The 20,768-nt window shown below is 62.9% G+C and carries 16 protein-coding genes and 1 tRNA gene; 8 read left to right on the top strand and 9 right to left on the bottom strand.

From position 1 onward, the window contains the following. Nucleotides 1-16: 16 nt before the first annotated feature. Both IHQ72_RS10280 and gltB read right to left on the bottom strand, forming a co-directional pair. Nucleotides 17-1,471, bottom strand: a complete 1,455-nt coding sequence (locus IHQ72_RS10280; RefSeq protein ID WP_258122339.1) for a glutamate synthase subunit beta — start codon at nt 1,469-1,471, stop codon at nt 17-19. Between the two features lie 144 nt (nt 1,472-1,615). Next, nucleotides 1,616-6,364, bottom strand: coding sequence for a glutamate synthase large subunit (gene gltB / locus IHQ72_RS10275; protein ID WP_258123791.1), 4,749 nt, complete (start codon nt 6,362-6,364; stop codon nt 1,616-1,618). 471 nt (nt 6,365-6,835) lie between these two features. Between gltB and IHQ72_RS10270 the strand changes: the two genes are divergently transcribed. Continuing rightward, nucleotides 6,836-7,888: a threonine aldolase family protein gene (locus tag IHQ72_RS10270; RefSeq protein ID WP_258122338.1), complete on the top strand. Its 1,053-nt coding sequence runs from the start codon at nt 6,836-6,838 to the stop codon at nt 7,886-7,888. Nucleotides 7,889-7,962: 74 nt separating this feature from the next. Here the strand turns inward: IHQ72_RS10270 and IHQ72_RS10265 are convergent, their stop codons facing one another. After that, nucleotides 7,963-8,430, bottom strand: coding sequence for an Hsp20 family protein (locus IHQ72_RS10265; RefSeq protein ID WP_258122337.1), 468 nt, complete (start codon nt 8,428-8,430; stop codon nt 7,963-7,965). A gap of 540 nt (nt 8,431-8,970) precedes the next feature. Between IHQ72_RS10265 and IHQ72_RS10260 the strand changes: the two genes are divergently transcribed. After that, the gene (locus IHQ72_RS10260) at nt 8,971-9,945 is read left to right on the top strand and encodes an alpha/beta fold hydrolase (RefSeq protein ID WP_258122336.1); all 975 of its coding nucleotides are present in this window, start codon (nt 8,971-8,973) and stop codon (nt 9,943-9,945) included. A gap of 97 nt (nt 9,946-10,042) precedes the next feature. Here IHQ72_RS10260 and IHQ72_RS10255 read toward each other — a convergent pair whose 3' ends face one another. The 3 genes from IHQ72_RS10255 to IHQ72_RS10245 form a co-directional block, all read right to left on the bottom strand. Further along, the gene (locus IHQ72_RS10255) at nt 10,043-10,570 is read right to left on the bottom strand and encodes a DUF1579 domain-containing protein (protein WP_258122335.1); all 528 of its coding nucleotides are present in this window, start codon (nt 10,568-10,570) and stop codon (nt 10,043-10,045) included. A 121-nt stretch (nt 10,571-10,691) separates the two neighbouring features. Continuing rightward, nucleotides 10,692-11,465 (bottom strand): histidinol-phosphatase, encoded by a 774-nt coding sequence (hisN, locus tag IHQ72_RS10250; RefSeq protein WP_258122334.1) that lies wholly within the window; start codon nt 11,463-11,465, stop codon nt 10,692-10,694. A 367-nt stretch (nt 11,466-11,832) separates the two neighbouring features. After that, nucleotides 11,833-12,774: an N-formylglutamate amidohydrolase gene (locus tag IHQ72_RS10245; RefSeq protein WP_258122332.1), complete on the bottom strand. Its 942-nt coding sequence runs from the start codon at nt 12,772-12,774 to the stop codon at nt 11,833-11,835. Nucleotides 12,775-12,936: 162 nt separating this feature from the next. Here IHQ72_RS10245 and cpdR point away from each other — a divergent pair, with 162 nt between their 5' ends. Further along, nucleotides 12,937-13,299, top strand: coding sequence for a cell cycle two-component system response regulator CpdR (gene cpdR, locus IHQ72_RS10240; RefSeq protein WP_006199474.1), 363 nt, complete (start codon nt 12,937-12,939; stop codon nt 13,297-13,299). Nucleotides 13,300-13,417: 118 nt separating this feature from the next. Then, nucleotides 13,418-13,492 (top strand) — tRNA-Val (locus tag IHQ72_RS10235). Here IHQ72_RS10235 and IHQ72_RS10230 read toward each other — a convergent pair. From IHQ72_RS10230 to IHQ72_RS10220, 3 genes are all read right to left on the bottom strand, one after another. Beyond that, a complete protein-coding gene (locus tag IHQ72_RS10230; protein ID WP_258122318.1) occupies nt 13,481-13,705 on the bottom strand; it encodes a hypothetical protein in 225 nt (74 codons plus the stop codon). The two genes, IHQ72_RS10235 and IHQ72_RS10230, sit on opposite strands and share 12 nt — an antisense overlap. A gap of 124 nt (nt 13,706-13,829) precedes the next feature. Next, the gene (fcl, locus tag IHQ72_RS10225) at nt 13,830-14,792 is read right to left on the bottom strand and encodes a GDP-L-fucose synthase (RefSeq protein ID WP_258122317.1); all 963 of its coding nucleotides are present in this window, start codon (nt 14,790-14,792) and stop codon (nt 13,830-13,832) included. A 141-nt stretch (nt 14,793-14,933) separates the two neighbouring features. After that, nucleotides 14,934-16,088, bottom strand: coding sequence for a dihydrodipicolinate synthase family protein (locus IHQ72_RS10220; RefSeq protein ID WP_258122316.1), 1,155 nt, complete (start codon nt 16,086-16,088; stop codon nt 14,934-14,936). 238 nt (nt 16,089-16,326) lie between these two features. On the opposite strand from IHQ72_RS10220, the gene IHQ72_RS10215 reads away from it, so the two are divergent. From IHQ72_RS10215 to IHQ72_RS10200, 4 genes are read left to right on the top strand one after another with little or no spacing between them, the layout of a single operon-like run. Then, nucleotides 16,327-17,370 carry a LacI family DNA-binding transcriptional regulator gene (locus tag IHQ72_RS10215; RefSeq protein ID WP_258122315.1) on the top strand — a complete coding sequence of 348 codons (1,044 nt, stop codon included), beginning with the start codon at nt 16,327-16,329 and terminating at the stop codon, nt 17,368-17,370. Beyond that, complete coding sequence (locus IHQ72_RS10210; RefSeq protein WP_258122314.1) at nt 17,367-18,383, top strand: Gfo/Idh/MocA family protein; 1,017 nt, start codon at nt 17,367-17,369, stop codon at nt 18,381-18,383. Before IHQ72_RS10215 ends, IHQ72_RS10210 begins: the two co-directional genes overlap by 4 nt. Nucleotides 18,384-18,430: 47 nt before the next feature. Next, nucleotides 18,431-19,981, top strand: coding sequence for an acyl CoA:acetate/3-ketoacid CoA transferase (locus tag IHQ72_RS10205; RefSeq protein ID WP_374120387.1), 1,551 nt, complete (start codon nt 18,431-18,433; stop codon nt 19,979-19,981). Further along, complete coding sequence (locus tag IHQ72_RS10200) at nt 19,974-20,750, top strand: enoyl-CoA hydratase/isomerase family protein (protein ID WP_258122312.1); 777 nt, start codon at nt 19,974-19,976, stop codon at nt 20,748-20,750. The genes IHQ72_RS10205 and IHQ72_RS10200 overlap by 8 nt, the downstream gene beginning before the upstream one ends. Nucleotides 20,751-20,768: the final 18 nt, after the last annotated feature.

The following is a 20,768-nucleotide window of genomic DNA, read 5'->3' as shown; positions in this document are numbered from 1 at the left end:
AGCGCTCGAGACAGACTCAGCGCGGCAGCACGCTCGATCCCATCAGCGCCTCGTCGATCGAACGAGCCGCCTGCCGGCCCTCGCGGATCGCCCAGACGACCAGCGATTGACCGCGGCGCACATCGCCCGCCGCATAGAGCTTTTCGACGCTGGTCTGGTAGTCGCGGTCATTGGCCTCGACGTTGTTCGAGCGGCGGGTGTCGATGACGATCTTCATCTGGCCAGCCAGCTCCGACACCGGTCCGACGGTAGCCGGCCCGGCAAAGCCGATGGCGATGAAGGCGAGATCCGCGCGGATGACGAATTCCGTGCCAGCGATCGGCTTGCGCTTTTCATCGACCTCGCAGCATTTGACGCCGGTCAACGCGCCGTCCTCGCCGATGAATTCGAGCGTTGCCACCTGGAACTCGCGCTCGGCGCCTTCAGCCTGCGAGGACGAGGTGCGCATCTTCGTCGCCCAGTAAGGCCAGACCGAAAGCTTGTCTTCCTTTTCCGGCGGCTGCGGCCGGATGTCGAGCTGGGTGACGCGCACGGCGCCCTGACGGAAGGCCGTGCCGACGCAGTCGGAGGCGGTGTCGCCGCCGCCGACGACGACGACATGCTGGCCGCCGGCGACGATCGGCGGCGAGGGCCACGCCACCGACTGGATCGGCTCACCGCCGATGCGCTTGTTCTGCTGCACCAGATAGGGCATCGCGTCATGCACGCCGTCGAGATCGTCACCGGGAATGTTGGCCGGGCGCGGCGTTTCCGAACCGCCGCAATAGAGCACAGCATCGTATTCGGCGAGCAGCTGCGCCACCGGTTTGTCGACGCCGACATTGACGCCGCAATGGAAGCTCACGCCCTCGCCTTGCATCTGCTCGATCCGGCGGTCGATATAGTGCTTCTCGATCTTGAAGTCGGGGATGCCGTAGCGCATCAGCCCGCCCGGCCGGCTCTCGCGCTCATAGACGTGGACGTCGTGGCCGGCGCGGCCAAGCTGCTGGGCGGCGGCCATGCCGGCCGGCCCCGAGCCAATGACGGCGACGCGCTTGCCGGTCTTCTTTTCCGGCGGGTAGGGCCGGATATGACCGGTTTCATAGGCCTTGTCGGCGATCGCCTGCTCGATCGTCTTGATGGCGACCGGAATGTCCTCAAGGTTCAGCGTGCAGGCTTCCTCGCAAGGTGCCGGACAGATGCGGCCGGTGAATTCCGGGAAATTGTTGGTCGAGTGCAGGTTGCGGATCGCATTGTCCCAGTCGCCATTGTAGACGAGGTCGTTCCAGTCCGGGATCTGGTTGTGCACCGGGCAGCCGGTCGGCCCGTGGCAGTACGGAATGCCGCAATCCATACAGCGCGCGGCCTGTTTCTCGACCTCCTTATCCGACATCGGCAGCGTGAACTCACGAAAATGCCGGATGCGGTCGGAAGCCGGCTGGTACTTGTGGACCTGCCGGTCGATCTCGAGAAACCCTGTTACCTTGCCCATAGTCCAGTCCCTGCTGTCCAGATGGCGCGCTCGACGACGCACCCGTTAACCTCATAAGGCAGCCATGGCAACCTTCAGTCCGAGGCCAGGATTGTTGATGAAGGCGTCGACCGGGAAGCCTGGCTTCCCGGCAACTCCCAAAGCCTATTCCGCCGCCACGCCCATGCGCATGCGTTCCATTTCGATCAGCGCGCGGCGGTATTCGACCGGCATGATCTTCCGGAATTTCGGCCGGAAAGTCGCCCAGTTGTCGAGGATCTCGCGGCCGCGCACCGAACCCGTATAATGGACGTGGTTCGAGATCAGCTGATAGAGCCGCTCCTCGTCATGGCTGGTCATGTCGCCCGACACGTCGACGCGGCCTTTGTGGTCGAGGTCGCCGCCATGATGGAGCAGTTTCTCCATCAGGTCGTCTTCTTCGGGAACGGGTTCCAGTTCGACCATCGCCATGTTGCAGCGCTCGGCGAAATCACCTTCCTCGTCGAGCACATAGGCGACGCCGCCCGACATGCCGGCGGCGAAGTTGCGGCCGGTCTGGCCGATGACGACGACAATGCCGCCGGTCATGTACTCGCAGCCATGGTCGCCAACGCCTTCAACGACGGCGGCCACGCCCGAATTGCGAACTGCAAAACGCTCGCCGGCGACGCCGCAGAAATAGGCCTCGCCCTCGGTCGCGCCGTAGAGCACCGTGTTGCCGACGATAATCGACTCCGCTGCGACGATCTTCGTGTTCTCCGGTGGGCGGATGACGATGCGTCCACCCGACAGGCCCTTGCCGACATAGTCGTTGCCGGCGCCAATCAGTTCGAACGAAACCCCCCGCGCCAGGAAGGCGCCAAAGGACTGGCCGGCAGTGCCGGTGAGCTTCACCGAGATCGTGTCCTCGCGCAGGCCCTTGTGTTTGAAGCGCTTTGCCACTTCGCCGGACAGCATGGCGCCAGTGGAACGGTCGACATTGCGGATCGGCAGCTCGATGCTGACCGGCTGCCTGGCTTCCAGCGCCGGCTTGGCGAGCTCGATCAGCTTGCGGTCGAGCACGTCATCGATCGGATGCTTCTGCCGCTCGGTCCAGTGCACCGCCTCGTGCGGGGCATCTGGTTTGAAGAACATCTTGCTGAAATCGAGCCCCCGCGCCTTCCAGTGCTGGATCAGCGCCCGCTTCTCCAAGAGTTCGGTGTCGCCGATGATCTGGTCGAGATGGGTGTAGCCCATCTCGGCGAGCAGCGCCCGCACCTCTTCCGCCACATAGAAGAAGAAGTTGATGACGTGTTCCGGCGTGCCCTTGAAACGCTTGCGCAACACCGGATCCTGCGTCGCGACGCCGACCGGGCAGGTGTTGAGATGGCACTTGCGCATCATGATGCAGCCGGCCGCGATCAGCGGCGCGGTCGAGAAGCCGAATTCGTCGGCGCCAAGCAATGCACCGATGACGACGTCGCGACCGGTGCGCAGGCCGCCATCGACCTGCAGCGCGACGCGTGACCTGAGGCCGTTGAGCACCAGCGTCTGGTGCGTCTCGGCAAGGCCCATTTCCCACGGGCTGCCGGCGTGCTTGAGCGAGGTCAGCGGCGATGCGCCGGTGCCGCCGTCATAGCCGGAAATGGTAATGTGATCAGCGCGCGCCTTGGCGACGCCGGCCGCAACCGTGCCGACGCCGACTTCGGACACCAGCTTGACCGAGACATCAGCCGCCGGATTGACGTTCTTGAGATCGAAGATCAGCTGCGCCAAATCCTCGATCGAATAGATGTCGTGGTGCGGCGGCGGCGAGATCAGGCCGACGCCGGGCGTCGAATGCCTGACCTTGGCAATGGTGGCATCGACCTTGTGGCCGGGCAGCTGACCGCCCTCGCCGGGCTTTGCGCCTTGCGCGACCTTGATCTGCATCACATCGGAATTCACCAGATATTCCGCCGTCACGCCGAACCGCCCGGAAGCGACCTGCTTGATCGCCGACCGCTCGGGGTTCTTGCCGCCGCCCGGCAGCGGCAGGTAGCGGTCGGCCTCTTCGCCGCCCTCGCCGGTGTTCGACTTGCCGCCGATCGTGTTCATGGCGCGCGCCAGCGTGGTGTGCGCTTCCCTGGAAATCGAGCCGAAGGACATCGCACCGGTCGAGAACCGCTTGACGATATCGGCCGCCGACATAACCTCGTCGAGCGCGACCTTCTTGCGGCCGGTTTCTTCGGCGAACCTGATCTTGAACAGGCCGCGAATGCTCTGCGCCCGCGCCGCCTCGCTGTCGATCTGAGCGGAATAGTCCTTGAACGTCTCCCACGATCCTTGGCGCACGGCGTGCTGGAGGGTGGCCACGGCATCGGGTGACCAGATATGCGCTTCGCCGCGCATGCGGAACATGTATTCGCCGCCAACCTCGAGGCTGTTGCGCAGCACCGGGTCGTTGCCGAAGCCGTCGGCGTGGCGGCTGACCGTTTCGGCCGCGATCTCTTCCAGCCCGACGCCTTCGATCAGCGTCGCGGTGCCGGTGAAATACTTCTGCACGAAATCGGTCTTCAGCCCGATCGCGTCGAAGATCTGCGCGCCGCAATAGGACTGGTAGGTCGAGATGCCCATCTTCGACATCACCTTGAGAATGCCCTTGCCGATCGACTTGATGTAGCGGGAGACGACCTCGTAGGCGTCGACCTCCGCCGGCAGCTCGCCGCGCTTGTGCATGTCGAGCAGCGTGTCGAAGGCCAGGTAAGGATTGATCGCCTCGGCGCCGTAGCCGGCAAGGCAGCAGAAATGATGCACCTCACGCGGCTCGCCGGACTCGACGACGAGCCCCACCGACGTGCGCAATCCCTTGCGGATCAGATGATGGTGGACCGCCGCCGTCGCCAGAAGTGCCGGAATGGCGATGCGGTCCGGCCCGAGTTGACGGTCGGACAGGATGATGATGTTGTAGCCGCCGGCGACCGCCGCTTCAGCGCGCTCGCACAGCCGGTCGATGGCGCCCTGCATGCCGGCCGCGCCTTCGTTCGAAGCATAGGTGATGTCGATCGTCTTGGTGTCGAAACGGTCCTCGGTATGACCGATGGAGCGGATCTTCTCCAGATCGCCATTGGTCAGGATCGGCTGGCGCACTTCGAGCCGCTTGCGACGCGAATTGCCGACGAGGTCGAAGATGTTGGGCCTCGGCCCGATGAAGGACACCAGGCTCATCACCAGTTCCTCGCGGATCGGGTCGATCGGCGGATTGGTGACCTGGGCGAAGTTCTGCTTGAAATAGGTGTAGAGCAGCTTCGATCTGTCCGACATCGCCGAAATCGGCGTGTCGGTGCCCATCGAGCCGACCGCTTCCTGGCCGGTGGTTGCCATCGGCGACATCAACAGCTTGGTGTCTTCCTGGGTGTAGCCGAACGCCTGCTGGCGATCGAGCAGGCTGACGTCCCTGCGCAGCGCGCGCGGCTCGACCGGCTTCAGGTCTTCGAGGATGAGCTGGGTGTTGGCGAGCCAGCTCTTGTAGGGATGCCTGGTCGCGATCTCCGACTTGATCTCCTCATCGGAAACGATGCGGCCCTTCTCCAGGTCGATCAACAGCATGCGGCCGGGCTGAAGCCGCCACTTTTTGACGATTCTTTCCTCCGGCACCGGCAGCACGCCGGCTTCCGAGGCCATGATGACGCGATCGTCGTCGGTGACGATGTAGCGCGCCGGGCGCAGCCCGTTGCGGTCGAGTGTGGCGCCGATCTGGCGGCCGTCGGTAAAGGCCACCGCCGCCGGCCCGTCCCACGGCTCCATCAGGGCCGCGTGGTATTCGTAAAAGGCCTTGCGATCTTGATCCATCAGCTTGTTGCCGGCCCAGGCTTCAGGGATCAGCATCATCATCGCGTGAGCGAGCGAGTAGCCGCCCTGCGTCAGGAATTCGAGCGCATTGTCGAAACATGCGGTGTCCGACTGCCCCTCATAGGAGATCGGCCACAGCTTGGAGATGTCGTTGCCGAACAATTCGGAATCGACCGAGGCCTGCCGCGCCGCCATCCAGTTGACGTTGCCGCGCAGCGTATTGATCTCGCCATTGTGGGCGACCATGCGATAGGGATGCGCCAGCTTCCACGACGGGAAGGTGTTGGTCGAGAAACGCTGGTGGACGAGGATCAGCGCCGTCTCGAAACGCGGATCGGTCAGATCCTTGTAATAGGCGCCGACCTGATAGGCCAGGAACATGCCCTTGTAGACGATGGTCCGCGATGACATCGACACGACGTAGAAGCCATTATCGACGCCCTTGGTCTCTTCATGGATACGACCGGAAATGACCTTGCGCAGGATGTAGAGCCGCCGCTCGTAATCATCGTCGCTCTCGATCTCGGCGCCACGACCCAAAAACACCTGCCGCTGGACCGGTTCGGAAGCCGCGATATCAGGTGCTTTTGACAGCAATGAATTGTCGACCGGCACATCGCGAAAGCCGAGCAGCGGCTGGCCTTCAAGTTGCGCCACCTCGGCGATGATGCCTTCGATATGCGCCTGAAGCTCAGGATCGCGCGGCATGAACACATGGCCGACGGCGTAATGGCCGGGCTTGGGCAGTTCGACGCCTTGGCTGGCCATCTCCTCGCGGAAGAAGCGGTCGGGAAGCTGCACCAGCACGCCGGCGCCGTCGCCCATCAGCGGATCGGCGCCGACGGCGCCGCGATGCGTCAGGTTTTCGAGCACCGCAAGGCCGTCCTTGACGATCTGATGCGACTTCACGCCTTTCATGTTGACGATGAAGCCGACGCCGCAGGCGTCGTGCTCGTTGCGGGGGTCGTAAAGGCCTTGAGCGGCGAAGCCGGTATGGGTGCGCCCGATTTTGGTCAGGCCAGTGGCGATGGACCGATTTTTGACAGCTGGCGCTTTCGTCTGCGCGGCCGGGCCGTTCGTCGCAGATGGCGTCATTTCCGTCATCATCCTGTCCTCCATTCCCAGCCCTAAGGGCGCTGGTTTCCGTTGGGAAGCGCATGGGCTTCCCTCTCATCCTTACGGCACGTCTTGCGAAATCCTTGCCAAACCAGGCGGCCTGGTTCGCATCCGGCAATCGTACAGGCCAGAGCCGGGCTGTCTACCTGTCGCTCGCGGCAACGGCCGGAGAGGCCCAATGATACGCCAATCCAGCCTGTTTTTGTGCGACAAAATAAGACAGCACTACTGTCCTAAATTTTTATGACAGAAATTGCGGATGCGCACAAGACCGATTCACAACAATCTTAGGCATTTAGAGACAGAAAATTACGCGCGACCGTACCAAAACGCAACCTTCGGTCGTCCGCCTGTGTCCCGGCCTCTCGCTGGCTTTACCGCTTTTCCGCCGCTTGGCACTTGCGAGCGGCATGCGAAAGCGGCCAAGGTTGCATCGATTTTCCCAGCACAGGCAAACGCATGAATTTCGCTTCCGACAATTGGGCAGGCGCCCATCCCGACATCTCAGCCAATTTATCCCGGCATGCCGCAGGTGCTGCCACTGCTTACGGCGACAGCGACCTGGACCGCGCCATCTATCGGCGCTTCAGCGAAATTTTCGAACGCGAGGTTGCAGTGTTCTTCGTCGCAACCGGTACGGCGGCCAACGCCCTCTCCATGAGCGCGTGCAACCGAATTGGCGGCGTCGCCTTCTGCCATTCCGAAGCGCATATGACCGTCGATGAATTCGGCGCGGCGGGCTTCTACACCGGAGGGGCGCGCATGTCGCCGGTGCCGGGTCCATTGGGGCGCATCAATCCGCAGGCGCTCGACCGGGCCATCATGCGCTATTCCCAAGACCTGGCTCCCGCCGGCCAACCGATGGCGGTCACGATCACGCAGGCGACTGAAGTCGGCACCGTCTACACCGTCGCCGAGATCACAGCCATCTCCGAAGTGAGCCACCGTCATGGGTTGCCTCTGCATATGGACGGCGCGCGCTTCGCCAACGCGATTGCCGCGATAGACACCACTGTGGCGGAAATGACCTGGAAGAGCGGCGTCGACATCGTCTCCTTTGGCGGCACCAAGAACGGCTGCTGGATGGCCGACGCAGTCGTGGTTCTTAATCCAGACCTGGGGCATGATTTGCGCCTGTTGCGCCAGCGCGCCGCCCAGAACTTTTCCAAGTCGCGCTTTATCGCGGCGCAGTTCGAAGCCTATTTCGCCGACGATTTGTGGCTGGAAACCGCGCGGTACGCCAACGCCATGGCCGCGCGCCTGGCAGCGGCGATTGAGGATTCTGCCGCGGCGCGCCTGGCTTGGCTGCCGCAGTCCAACGAGGTCTTCGCGATCCTCAGCCGCAACAATGCCGCACGACTGCAGGCGGCCGGCGCCAAATTCCACGATTGGGGAGTGCCGCATGGCTTTGACGGCCATATAGGCGAGGCCGAAGCGCTCTATCGTTTCGTCACCAGCTTTGCGACCACGGCCGAAGAGGTCGGCCGCTTTAGCCAGCTAATTGCTGGATAGGCGGCACCTTATCTATCAAAAAAGGGCGACGCCAAGCGCCGCCCTTCGTCCCTGAGATCGTCTTGTGACGCAGCTTACGCGGCGTTCTTGGCCTCGATCTGCTTGGCCTTCGCCGAAGACGCGGTGATCGCGATCTTGCGGGGCTTCAGCTCCTCGGGAATATTGCGCTTGAGATCGACGAAGAGCAGGCCGTTCTTCAGCGAAGCGCCGACGACTTCAACATGGTCGGCAAGCTGGAAGCGGCGCTCGAAGGCCCTGCTGGCGATGCCGCGATAGAGCAGTTCGGAGCCTTCGCCATTGCCTCCTTCCTTGCGCTCACCCTTGACGGTCAGGACATTGCGGTGAGCTTCGATCGAGAGCTCGTCGTCCGAGAAGCCGGCGACCGCCATCGAGATGCGATAGGAATCCTCGCCGGTGCGCTCGATGTTGTAGGGCGGATAGGTCTGCGCGCCTTCCGGCTGCGCAAGCGAATCGAGCATGGTGAACAGCCGGTCGAAACCGACGGTCGAACGATAGAGCGGGGAAAAATCAACGTGACGCATAGTGTGTTCTCCTGTTGAGCAACAAGGTTTGCGTATGGCCGGTGCGAAACCCGTGACGGCGTTCCGGATAGGCCAGCGGCCCCGACATTGGCGGCCGCAACAGACATTTGGGGAACACCTGAAAGCATTTCAAGATTCTCGATGAACGGCAGATGAACCGCGGCTTCGGCGGGCGTTCAGCTAAGCGGAGCTAGACTGCTTCCAGGATCAAGGAACAGGCGGCGGTTACGGCGTCGCGCGTCCTCTCGGACACGCAAAGGACGCTGTAACACTTTGATTGCGCATGATTCACGGCGAAAATCGGGTCCGATTTTCGGGTCCTGCGCGAGATGCCGCAACGGGGCCGGCCGGGTGTAACGTCCCTTCCTCCCGGATCGACGGGGGGCCGGAAGCATGCCGCAAGCTGCTTTCGGCCTCACTCGCTGGCTGCCTCGTTCAGCCTTTCCAACGCGTCCGGAATTCCTTTGCTTTTGCTGCATGGGCGTCTATGCCTACCAAAGCTTGCGCCATGCAGGCAGCGACACACAAACGCAGCGCCGAATGACGGACCTCCACAACAAAATTCCCCTCTTCCGCGAAATTCCGGGCAATCCGCTACCGGAAAATGGGGCCGGTGGTTTCTTTACAACGCGCGATGGCAAGAAGATCCGCTACGGCCTCTTTCCCGCCGTTGCCCGACCGATGAAGGGCACCGTGGTCGTTCTGACCGGCCGCAACGAGTGCATCGAAAAATATTTCGAGACCATCCGCAACCTTGCCGATCGCGGCTTCGGCGTCGCCACCCTTGACTGGCGCGGCCAGGGCGGTTCCGACCGGCTGATCAGCGACCGCGAGCGCGGCTATGTCCGGAGCTTCTTCGACTATACCGGCGACCTGGAACAGTTCTTCGAGGAGATCGTGCTGCCCGACTGCCGGGGGCCGTATTATATCTTGGCCCATTCGGCCGGGGCGGTGATTACGCTGCTTGCCGCACCGTCGATGGTAAACCGCGTACGGCGCATGGTGCTGATCGCGCCATTCCTGGCCGTGCCCGACCTGCCGGTCTCGACAACCACCGTTCGCCGCCTCTGCTCGCTGTTCTGTCTGCTGGGCCTTGGCAAGCTTTATGCCGCCTGGGGTCCGCGGCCCAGAAGAACCATTCCGTTTGCCGCCAACATGGTGACATCAGATCCAGAGCGGTATCGACGCAACACGCTGATCTACGAAACCTACCCGCAACTGGCGCTCGGCGGCCCGACGATACGCTGGCTGAAAGCGGCGGCGCAGGCGTCCGAGGCCATCAGCGATCCCGACTTCATGGCCAGGATCCAGATACCCTTGCTGGTGATCGCCGCCGGTGCCGACCAGGTCGTCTCGACCAAGGCGGTGGAAACCTACACCAGACGTCTGCGCCTCGGATCGCTGCTGGTGATCGATGGCGCACGCCATGAAATATTGCAGGAAGCCGACTTCTATCGCGAGCAGTTCTTTGCCGCCTTCGATGCCTTCATCCCGGGAAGCGACGACACGGCCTGATTGAGTGCCGTACTCCCTCCGGACGCTCCAAGAGCGCTCCAAGTCATTGAAGTCCATGCCTCGGCTTGAAAAATGCCTGCCAACCTCGATCGTCGGCCTATCCCTGCCGGGCGAAATCCATGATCCAGTTGGTCTCCCAGGTCTTGCCGCCATCCGGTGAAAAAGCCTGCTCCCAGCGCGCCGATTTTTCAGTGATCCGCGACCACAGGAAGCGAACCTGGATATTGCGTCCGTCGAAGACGTCTTCGCACAGGAACGTGCCGACGGCTGCTTCGAAGCTGCCGCGCATCGGAACATCGATGGTCGCCGGGTTGCGGCCGTCGATCCACCAGATCGACCATTGTCTCGTCGCCGGATCGAACGTCCGCAGCGTGGCGGCGCGATAGGCGTCGCCGGGCAATTCAATCACATTGTCGTCGACATTGCCGAGGCCGCCAAGGATCGGGCGCACGTCGCATGTCCCGCCAAACACGTCCCAGTTCGTGTCGCCTTGCAGCCGCTTCTGCAACCTTCGATGGCTGACGTTCCAGCGTCCGAAGAAGAAATCGAAATCGGCCCGGCCATCTGGTGGAGCATTTTCTGCCGGCGCATCTTCGGAACGGCTGGTTGTTGACTGCGTCGGCATGTGATTCCCTCCCGTGACATTGTCTCCATAACCGAGAGCTGCTGACACCCTCCCGTCAGGAGCATGGGGTTATCGTCGCCGTGGGCACCTCAGTCCGTAATGGCCAGCTGCCCAGCCGGTTTCAGCCACGCAGCGCCGCCATCGCGGCGGCATGAAGCTCCGGCGTTGCCGCAGCCAGGATGTCGCCGCCCCTTTCCGCCGGTCCGCCTTCGAAGGTGGTGACGACGCCACCAGCCTTCTCGATGATCGGGATCAGCGCGACGATATCGTAGGGTTTCAAACCGGGGTCGGCGACGATGTCGACGCTTCCTGCCGCGACCATGGCGAAGGCATAGCAGTCGGTGCCGTAGCGGGCGAGCTGGACCTGCTTCTCGAACAGGTCGTAGCGCAGACGCGCGTCTCCCTTGAACAGTGCCGGCGTGGTGGTGAACAGCGTCGCCTCGGCGAGGCTTGTCGTCTTGCGTGTCGTCAGCCTTCGCGGCCCGCCCGGGCCTTCATAATGGGCACCGGACGCGTTGGCGTAGAAAAGCTCGCCGGTGAAGGGCTGCGACATCATGCCGGCGACGGCATCGCCGTCGACCGTCAGCCCGACCAATGTTCCCCACACCGGCAGGCCGGAAATGAAGGCGCGCGTGCCGTCGATCGGATCGATCACCCAGACGTGCCTGCTGGAAATGTTCTCGCTGCCATGCTCCTCGCCGAGGATGCCGTGATCGGGATATTCCGCTGATATAAGCGCCCGGATGACCCGCTCGGCCTCGCGGTCGGCCTCGGTGACCGGGTCGAAGCTGCCTTGCTCCTTGTTGGCGACCGCGCCTTGGCTGCGGAAGCGCGGCAAGGTTTCGGCTGCGGCGGCATGCGCAATGCGCCGCATGAAATCGATGCTGATGTCCAACTGATTCTCCCGCGTTGTAGGGTGCTGGAACAGTCGTTTGCCTGTGGTTTTCCGCCAAAACAAGGGCGTGCGGAACTTTGCGCATCGTCAACTGTTGCTCGAATGCAACGCTGGCGCCCTCGAATTCAGTTTCCACATCATAGTGAATTAAAAACGCCGGTCGACGGCTTGACATTTGTGCATCGCACAATAGATTTGTTCTCGGACAGGCTTTCCTGTCCATGCCCTCCTTGGGCGTTTCCTCCCTAGACTTCGACCGTGTCGTGCAAACGATGCGGTCTTTTTTTCAGCGCAGCATCCAGCCGATCGCGCATCCCCGACCCGCACGCGCAGAATCCCACGTAAAAATCGCTTCCGATTTTCGGCATCATTCGGCGGCGAGCGGCAGATCGATAAAATTGTGGTCGGGCATCGCCATCAGGTCGGCCGAGAATTGCGCCAGATCGTCGGCGAGCGCATCGAAGCCGGCGGATTTCTGGAACGTCCGCTCGTTCATGTAAAGCCCGCGATTGACCTCGATCTGCAGTGCATGAAGATGGCGCACGGGGCGGCCATAATGCTCGGTGATGAAGCCTCCGGCATAGGGTTTGTTGTGGGCGACGGTGTAGCCCATGCCGATCAGCAGGCCGATCGCCGTCTCGGTCAACGCTGCCGAGGCGGAGATACCGAAACGGTCGCCGACGATGAAGTCGGGCCTGACACCGCTGTCGCTGACCCTGATGCTCGCCGGCATCGAGTGGCAATCGATCAGCACGGCAAAACCGAACCGCGCATGGGTCCTGGTCAAAAGCCGTTTTAGCGTCTCGTGATAAGGCTTGTAGACAGCCTCGATGCGCGCGACGGCTTCCGCCAGCGGCAAGCGGCCGGCATAGATTTCGAGCCCCTCTCCCACCAGCTTGGGCACCGTGCCAAGCCCGCCGGCCACGCGCGCCGAGCGGATGTTGCAGAACGACGGCACGGGTTCGGCGAACATCCGCGGATCGAGTTCCCACGGCTCCCGGTTGACGTCGAGATAGGCGCGCGGGAAGTTTGCCGCCAGCATCGGCGCGCCGAGCGCGACGGCGCCGCCGAACAATTCGTCGACGTAGCAATCTTCGGAGCGGCGGATGGCGTTTCGGTCCAGCCTTGCCATGGCCAGGAACCGGTCCGGATAGTGACGGCCGCTATGCGGCGAGTTGAAGAGGAAGGGGACGCGCTGTTCGGCGCCCGACCGGATTTCGAAGGGAGGAACGACCGAAAAATCCTCGGCTGCCGTTTTCAATTTGAACGAACCCGGAAACACCAATGCATCATGGTTGGAAGGTGCCACCTCGCCGGCCGCATGTCCAGCGTTTCGGCGTCCGGACCGCTTTGTTAAATGCGGATCGGGTCCTTTATCGTTCACTTGATGTTTACCGTCACCTCCTCATATACAGGATGGTTAACGGGCTGCCCCACGGCAGTCTCGGACGGGTGATTCGGACGGGATAAGATGGCACGCATTCTACTGGCGGAAGACGACGATGACATGCGCCGGTTCCTCGTCAAGGCGCTGGAGCGTGCCGGCTACCAGGTCAGCGACTTCGACAATGGTGCCAGCGCCTATGAGCGGCTGCGCGAAGAGCCCTTCTCGCTGCTCTTGACCGACATCGTCATGCCGGAGATGGACGGCATAGAACTCGCCCGCCGCGCCACCGAGATCGATCCCGACCTCAAGGTCATGTTCATCACCGGCTTCGCCGCCGTTGCGCTCAATCCGGATTCCAAGGCGCCGAAAGACGCCAAGGTGCTGTCGAAGCCGTTCCATCTGCGCGACCTCGTCAACGAGGTCGAAAAGATGCTGCAGGCAGCCTGACGCGCTTTCCGCCGCCGGCTTTCGGCGCGCCTTCAACGGCGCGGCAAGGCGAACCGTTCTTTCCCTTTTCCTCCTATTGACGCGCCGTGGCAAAAATGGTGTATGCGCGGCTTCGGATGGGCGTGTAGCTCAGCGGGAGAGCACTGCATTGACATTGCAGGGGTCACAGGTTCAATCCCTGTCACGCCCACCATCCAGACAATCCGCCGCCTCTCGTGCCCTGCGGATTTCCTCGTCCAACGAGCGCTTCAGGCTGACGGCGTGAACGCCGTATTTTCGGGAATGCCAGAATCGGACGCCTTGATTTTTTGGCCCAGCCAATGCTCTCAATGAAGTCGGCGAAGTCGGCAGAAAATATCTCTTCGGCCACCTCGACGATATGAAATTTGGTGTCCGTTGGAGGCATCGCTCTCCCAGGTGAATTCGAAACGGTATCCAAGCGTGTCGGCGAGCGACTTTGCATTGGACACGGCCAAGAGACGGCCGCACTAGCCGTCATGCCTGGTGCGGCAATCGGCGTCGATTGAGGATCAGGCCGCGCCGAGGCGGAGGTCACCTGTCTCAATATGCTGGAGAAACCACGCATAGGTCTGCTCCAATCCGCTCTGAAGCGAGTACCGCGGGCGCCAGCCCGTGGCAAACAGGCGCGATACGTCCATCAGCTTGCGCGGCGTGCCGTCCGGCTTCGTCGCATCGAATGTGAGCACCGCCTCGGCTTCGACGACGGAGAGCATGGTGCGGGCCAGTTCGGCAATGGTAATGTCTTCGCCCGAGCCGACATTGACGTGGCTGTCGCCGGCATAGTTTTTCAGCAGCCAGACCAGAGCGTCGGCGGCGTCGTCGACATGCAGGAACTCGCGCATCGGCGTGCCCGATCCCCAGACCTCCAGGGTTTTGTCGCCGGCCCGCTTGGCCTTGTGCGCCTTGCGCATAAGGGCTGGTACGACATGGCTGGTGGAGAGGTCGAAATTGTCGCCGGGGCCATACAGGTTGGTCGGCATCGCCGAGATGTACTCGACACCGTATTGGCGCCGATAGGCTTGGCACAGTTTCAGCCCAGCGATCTTGGCGATCGCGTACCATTCGTTGGTCGGTTCGAGCGGACCGGTCAGCAAGGCGTCCTCGGAGATCGGCTGTGCCGCAAACTTCGGATAGATGCAGGACGAACCGAGAAACAGCAATTTCTGCACCTCGTTGCGAAAAGCGCTCTCGATGACATTGGTCTGCATGATGAGATTGTCCTGCAGAAAATCGACCGGCAACCTGTTGTTTGCCAGGATACCGCCGACCTTAGCCGCCGCCATCACCACCGCATCCGGCCTGTGGTCTGCCAACCAGCGCCGCACGCTGGCCTGGTCCATCAGGTCGAGTTCATCGCGGGATGCGGTCAGGACCTCGCAGTCCTCGTCCGCCAGCCTGCGCAATATGGCCGATCCGACCATGCCGCGATGCCCGGCCACGAAAACGCGCTTGCCCTGAAGGTCGAAATCCATTGGCGTATCCCTATGCAGAACGGTCGCTATGACCACTGGCGTCGCCGCGCCGGATGGTCCTGCGTCGGACGCATAGCGCATACAGATTTGCCCGGACAAGGCAAATCGGAGATTCGGGCGAGCTCTTCTTGTGGTTGGCGCTCAGACGCCCGCCACGGCGCACAGGTTCTTCATTCTTGCGATGGCAAGCTCCGGGTCGGCCAGCAATCCGGCCTGGTCGGCAAGACGGAACACATCCGCATAGTGGCTAATGCCGCGCGCCGACTGCATGCCGCCGACCATCGAGAAATGGTCCTGGTGGCCGTTCAGCCAGGCCATGAGGACGATACCGGCCTTGTAGTACTCGGTCGGCGCCTCGAAGATTTTCCGCGACAGAGATACCGTCGGCGCCATCAGCGCGTCATAGCCTGAGCGGTCGCCAGCGGCCAGTTTCGCCAGCGCGGCATTGGCGACCGGCGCAATGGCGTCGAAAATCCCGAGCAGCGCATGCGAATGTCTTTCGCCGTCGCCGGCGATCAGCTCGGGGTAGTTAAAGTCGTCGCCGGTGAACATGACGACCCCTTCCGGCAGCCGGTTGCGCAGGACAACCTCTTTGCCGGCATCGAGCAGCGATATCTTGATCCCCTCGACCTTGCCGGCGTGGCGTTCGATGATGGCGACGACCGTGTCGAGCGCGGTGTCGAAATCATGGCTGCCCCAATAACCCTTCAGCGCCGGATCGAACATGTCGCCCAGCCAGTGCAGGATGACCTTGCCGGATGCCTGGGACAGGATGCGGTCATAGACGCTGACATAGTCGTCGGGACCCTTGGCGACAGCCGCCATCGCGCGGCTGGCCATCATGATCGCCTTGCCGCCCAGGCCTTCGATGAAATCGAACTGCTCTTCATAGGCCGCGATGACATCGTCGAGCGTCCTGGCGGCGCCTGGCGCCAGATGGTCTGTTCCGGCACCTGAGGCCAGGTCGGCGCCCTCGACGGTTCGCGCCTCGGCGATCGAGCGGCGGATCAATTCCCTGGCGTTTGTCCAGTCGAAACCCATGCCACGCTGTGCAGTATCCATCGCCTCGGCGATGCGGAAGCCGAGCCGCCACAGATGATGGCGAAACGCCATCGTGCGCTCCCAGTCGACCGCTGGATGAGCCCATGGATCGGTCATCTCAAGCGGATCGGCAACGACATGGGCGGCGGCATAGGCGATGCGCGAAAACCGCGCGCCGATCACCGGCTGTGCCGGCTGGCCGACAAGGCGGTAGCGAGTGCTGCGACCGCCCTCCCCGGGCAAGGCAATGTCCATCGATCTCTCCCTTGGTCGCGCCTATTAAATGGAACGTTCCAATAAATCAAGAGCATTTTAGATTCTCAATCCATGCCCCGAAATGCTGCCTCGCAGCGATAAAGCCCTTTGAGAGCACCGCCTTCAGCTGCTGAATACCCGTTTTCTGGATTCGGGAAAAATCCTGATTGACTCAAATGCATCACACAATTAGAACGTTCCAATAAATTCGACCAGAAAATACCGGAGGACGATCTGGATGGCCAGCAGGCCCAAGGCGACGATACTCGACATTGCCCGTGAGGCGGGCGTGTCCAAGTCGACGGTGTCGCTCGTGCTGCAGGGCAGCGATCTGATCCGGCCTGAGACCGCGCTGAAGGTTCGCAAGGCGATCGAGGATGTCGGCTATGTCTACAACCGCGGCGCCGCCAATCTGCGCAAGGCCCATTCCAACGTCATCGGCATGGTCATTAACGATCTCACCAACCCGTTTTTCGCCGAAATGGCGGTCGGCATGGAGCGTGTCTTCCAGTCGGCAGGCATCGTACCGTTCATCGCCAACACGGCGGAGAACCCGGTGCGCCAGGAAGAGGTGCTGAAATCGCTGATGGAGCAAGGTGTCGCCGGGCTGATCGTGTCGCCGGCGCGCGGCACGACGCCCGGTGCTTTCCGCCGCATCGAGACGGCGGGCCTTCCGATCGTCTTCACCATGCGCCGCCTTCCTGAAAGCCGCATCCCGGTGATCGCGCCTGACAATCATCGCGGCGCCTGGCTCGCCACCGCCCATCTGATCGGCAAAGGGCATCGCCGGCTGGCCTTCTTCGGCGGCTCATCGGACCTGGTGGTCTATCACGAGCGGCTGGGCGGTTTTCGCGAGGCCTGCGAGGGGCTCGGCATCGCCAAACGCGATATACTCGTCGTCGAAGGCGAAACCAGCCGCAAGGGCGGCATTGCCTGCCTGGAGACGGCCCTCGCCATGGCCGAGCCGCCGACCGCGGCGCTTTGCTTCAACGATGCGGTCGCCTTCGGCGTCATGCTGGCGCTGCGCAAGCGCGGCCTCGAGCCCGGCGCGGATTTCGCCGTCGTCGGCTTCGACGACGTCATCGAAGCCCAGCATTACATGCCGGCGCTGACCAGCGTCGCGGTGGATTCGGCAGGCCTGGGCGAGCGCGCCGCCCATGTCATGCTGAAGATGATTCAGTCGCGCACCACGCGCGCCGAGGATCATATCGGCGCCGTCAACCTTGTCATCAGGGACAGTTGCGGTCCTGATCGCCGTGCTGGAATGGGAGACGCGGCATGACCGTCAAATGGGGACTGATCGGCGCAAGCACGATCGCCAGGCAATTCATGATCAACGCCATCCGCGCGCAACCGAACAGCGAGATCACGGCGGTGATGAGTTCCAGCCCGGAGCGCGCCACTTCCTATGCCAAGGAGAACGGCATTCTGCTTGCCGTCTCGACGCTCGATGAATTGCTCGGCTCCGACATCGACGCCGTCTACATCTCGACCACCAACGAACTGCATCTCGAACAGGCACTAGCCGCCATCAGGGCGGGAAAACATGTGTTGTGCGAAAAGCCGCTCGCGCTGACCAGCGCCGATGCGCGCAAGATGGTCGCCGCCGCCAAGGCGGCCGGCATCGTGCTCGGCACCAACCATCATTTGCGCAATGCCGGCTCGCACCGGGCGATGCGCGAAGCCATTGCCGGCGGCCGCATCGGCAAGCCGATCGCCGCGCGCGTCTTTCACTCCGTCTATCTGCCTGAGAATCTGCAGGGCTGGCGCATCACCAGGCCGGAAGCCGGCGGCGGCGTCGTGCTCGACATCACCGTGCACGATGCCGACACGCTGCGTTTCGTGCTCGACGACGATCCGCTCGAGGTTTCGGCGTTCACCCAGGCCGCAGGCATGGCCGCCGGCGGCCTGGAGGACAGCGCCATGTGCATCTGGCGCTTCAAATCGGGCATCATCGCCCAGTCGCATGAGGGCTTCACCACCAAATTCGCCAGCACCGGCTTCGAGGTGCATGGCAGCGAAGGCTCCCTGATCGCGAAAGATGTGATGACGCAGAAGCCGATCGGCTCTGTGCTGCTGCGCACGGCAAAAGGCGAGGAGGAATTGAGCTTCGACCGCGAAGATCTCTATGTCAGGTCCCTGCGCCAGTTCCATGCGGCAATCCGTGGCGAAGGCCAGCCGTCAGCCACCGGCGAGGACGGCGTCTGGTCGCTGACATCAGCCGAGGCGGCGTTGCAATCAGCCAAGTCCGGCAAATCAGCCGCGATCGATCCGAAACTCGGGGGCGCAGGGTGAGCAAGCTTGTCTCCGCAGCGCAAGCCGCCGGCCTGATCGGTGACGGCATGGTCGTTTCCGTGTCGTCGTCGAGCGGCCTCGGCTGCCCGGATGCGGTGCTTGCCGCCATCGGTGAGCGCTTCGAAGCGGAAGGCCATCCGAAGAACATCACGACGCTGCATCCAATCGCCGCCGGCGACATGTACGGCATCAAGGGCATCGACCATCTGGCCAAGCCCGGCCTGTTGAAGCGCACGCTGTGCGGTTCCTATCCGTCCGGCCCGTCCTCTTCGGAACCGCCGCAGATATGGAAGATGATCGGCGACAATTCGGTCGCTGCCTACAACGTGCCCTCAGGCATCCTGTTCGACATGCACCGCGAAGCCGCTGCCAAGCGCCCCGGCGTGCTGACCAAGGTCGGCCTCGATACCTTCGCCGACCCGCGTCATCAGGGCTGTGCCATGAACGCGGCCGCCAGCGAGCCGATCGTATCGGTGCAGCAGTTCGACGGCGAGGAATGGCTCTATTTCCGCTCGATCGTGCCTGACGTCTCAATCATCCGGGCGACGACGGCCGACGAGCGCGGCAACCTGACCTATGAGCACGAGGGCGCTTATCTCGGTGGGCTGGAACAGGCGCTCGCCGCCCGCAACAACGGTGGCATCGTCATCGCGCAGGTCAAGCGCGTCGTCGAGAACGGCACGCTGAAGCCGCATGACGTGCGCGTGCCCGGTGTGCTGGTCGACCATATCGTGGTGGCGCCCGACCAGTTGCAGACGACGCTGACAGCCTACGATCCGGCGATCTCGGGCGAGATCTTCCGGCCGCTGTCGACCTTCCGCAATGCCGAGATGAGCGTCCAGAAGGTGATCGCGCGGCGCGTCGCGATGGAGCTTGCCGACGGCATGGCCGTCAATATCGGCTTCGGGATCTCGGCCAACGTGCCGCGCATCCTTATCGAGGAAGGCCAGCACGGCAAAGTCACCTGGGTGATCGAACAGGGCGCGGTCGGCGGCGTGCCGCTGCTCGACTTCAAATTCGGCTGCTCGTCGAATGCCGACGCGTTCATGCCTTCGCCGCACCAGTTCATCTACTTCCAGGGCGGCGGCTTCGACGCGTCGCTGCTGTCCTTCCTGCAGATCGACCGCCACGGCTCAGTCAACGTGTCGAAGCTTTCGGCGAGGCCGCATGTCACCGCCGGCGCCGGCGGTTTCGTCGACATCACCGCGCGGGCGAAAAGAATCGTCTTTTCCGGCTTCTTCAATGCCGGCGCCAAGCTGTCGCTGACCGATGGCGGCATCCGCATCGACGGGGAAGGCAAGGTCAAGAAAGTGGTCGGCGAGGTCGAGCACATTTCCTTCTCGGGCAAGCGCGCCGTCGCGCAAGGACAGGACATCACCTATGTCACCGAACGCTGCGTGATGAAGCTGACGCCGGATGGGCTGATGGTGACTGAGCTGGCACCCGGTATCGATCTTCAGCGCGACGTGCTGGCGCAGGCCGAGATCCCGCTCGCCGTCGCCAACGACCTGAAAGTCACGCCGGACGCGCTCTACCGTGACCGGCCGATCGGACTGTCGCTCAATGGCGGCGCCTCGCTTGGAGGCGCGCATGGCTGAGCGTCTCGTCACCTTTGAAACCGACGGCGACCGCGGCATCGTCACGCTGCGCCGGCCGGAGAAATTCAACGCGCTCGACATCCCGATGCTGCGCGCGCTGGAAGCCGCGCTCGATACGGCCGAGGCCGCGGACGGCGTCCGCGTCGTGCTGCTGTGTGGCGAAGGCAAGGGCTTTTGCGCCGGCGGCGACGTCGAAGCGTGGTCGCGAATGAGTGCCGCCGATTTTCAGGTGCAATGGGTGCGCTATGGCCACCGCGTCTTCGACCGGCTGGCGCAGCTACGGCAGCCGACCATCGCCGTTCTGTCCGGCCATGCGCTGGGCGGCGGGCTTGAACTGGCGGTCGCCTGCGACTTCCGCGTCGCCGAGGCGCAGGTGAAATTAGGCTTCCCGGAAACCTCGATCGGCGTGGTGCCCGGCTGGTCCGGCACGCAGCGCGCGGTGCGCCGCTTCGGCGCGCAGACGGTGCGGCGCATGGCAATCGGCGGCGAGACGTTCGTGGCGGCCGAAGCACTCGCTCTGGGCATCGTCGACCGGGTGGTCGACACGGGCAAGGCGTTCATCGAGGCCAAGGCGTGGGCCGGCAAAATCGCCGAGCGCGGCCCGTTGGCAACCGAGGCCGCCAAGCTGATGATCGCAGTCGCCGAGGGCGAGGAAAGTGCTGCCGCGACAGAGGCGCTGGCCAGTGGCTTCATCGCGCTGACCGGCGATCTCAAGGCTGGTGTCGACGCTTTCAAGGCCAAGCAGAAACCAGCGTTTTCAAGATCATAGAATGCGAGCGGAACCTGG

The sequence above is a fragment of the Mesorhizobium onobrychidis genome, assembly GCF_024707545.1.
Taxonomy (GTDB): Bacteria; Pseudomonadota; Alphaproteobacteria; order Rhizobiales; family Rhizobiaceae; genus Mesorhizobium; species Mesorhizobium onobrychidis.
This window is presented reverse-complemented; position numbering and strand designations above follow the sequence as displayed.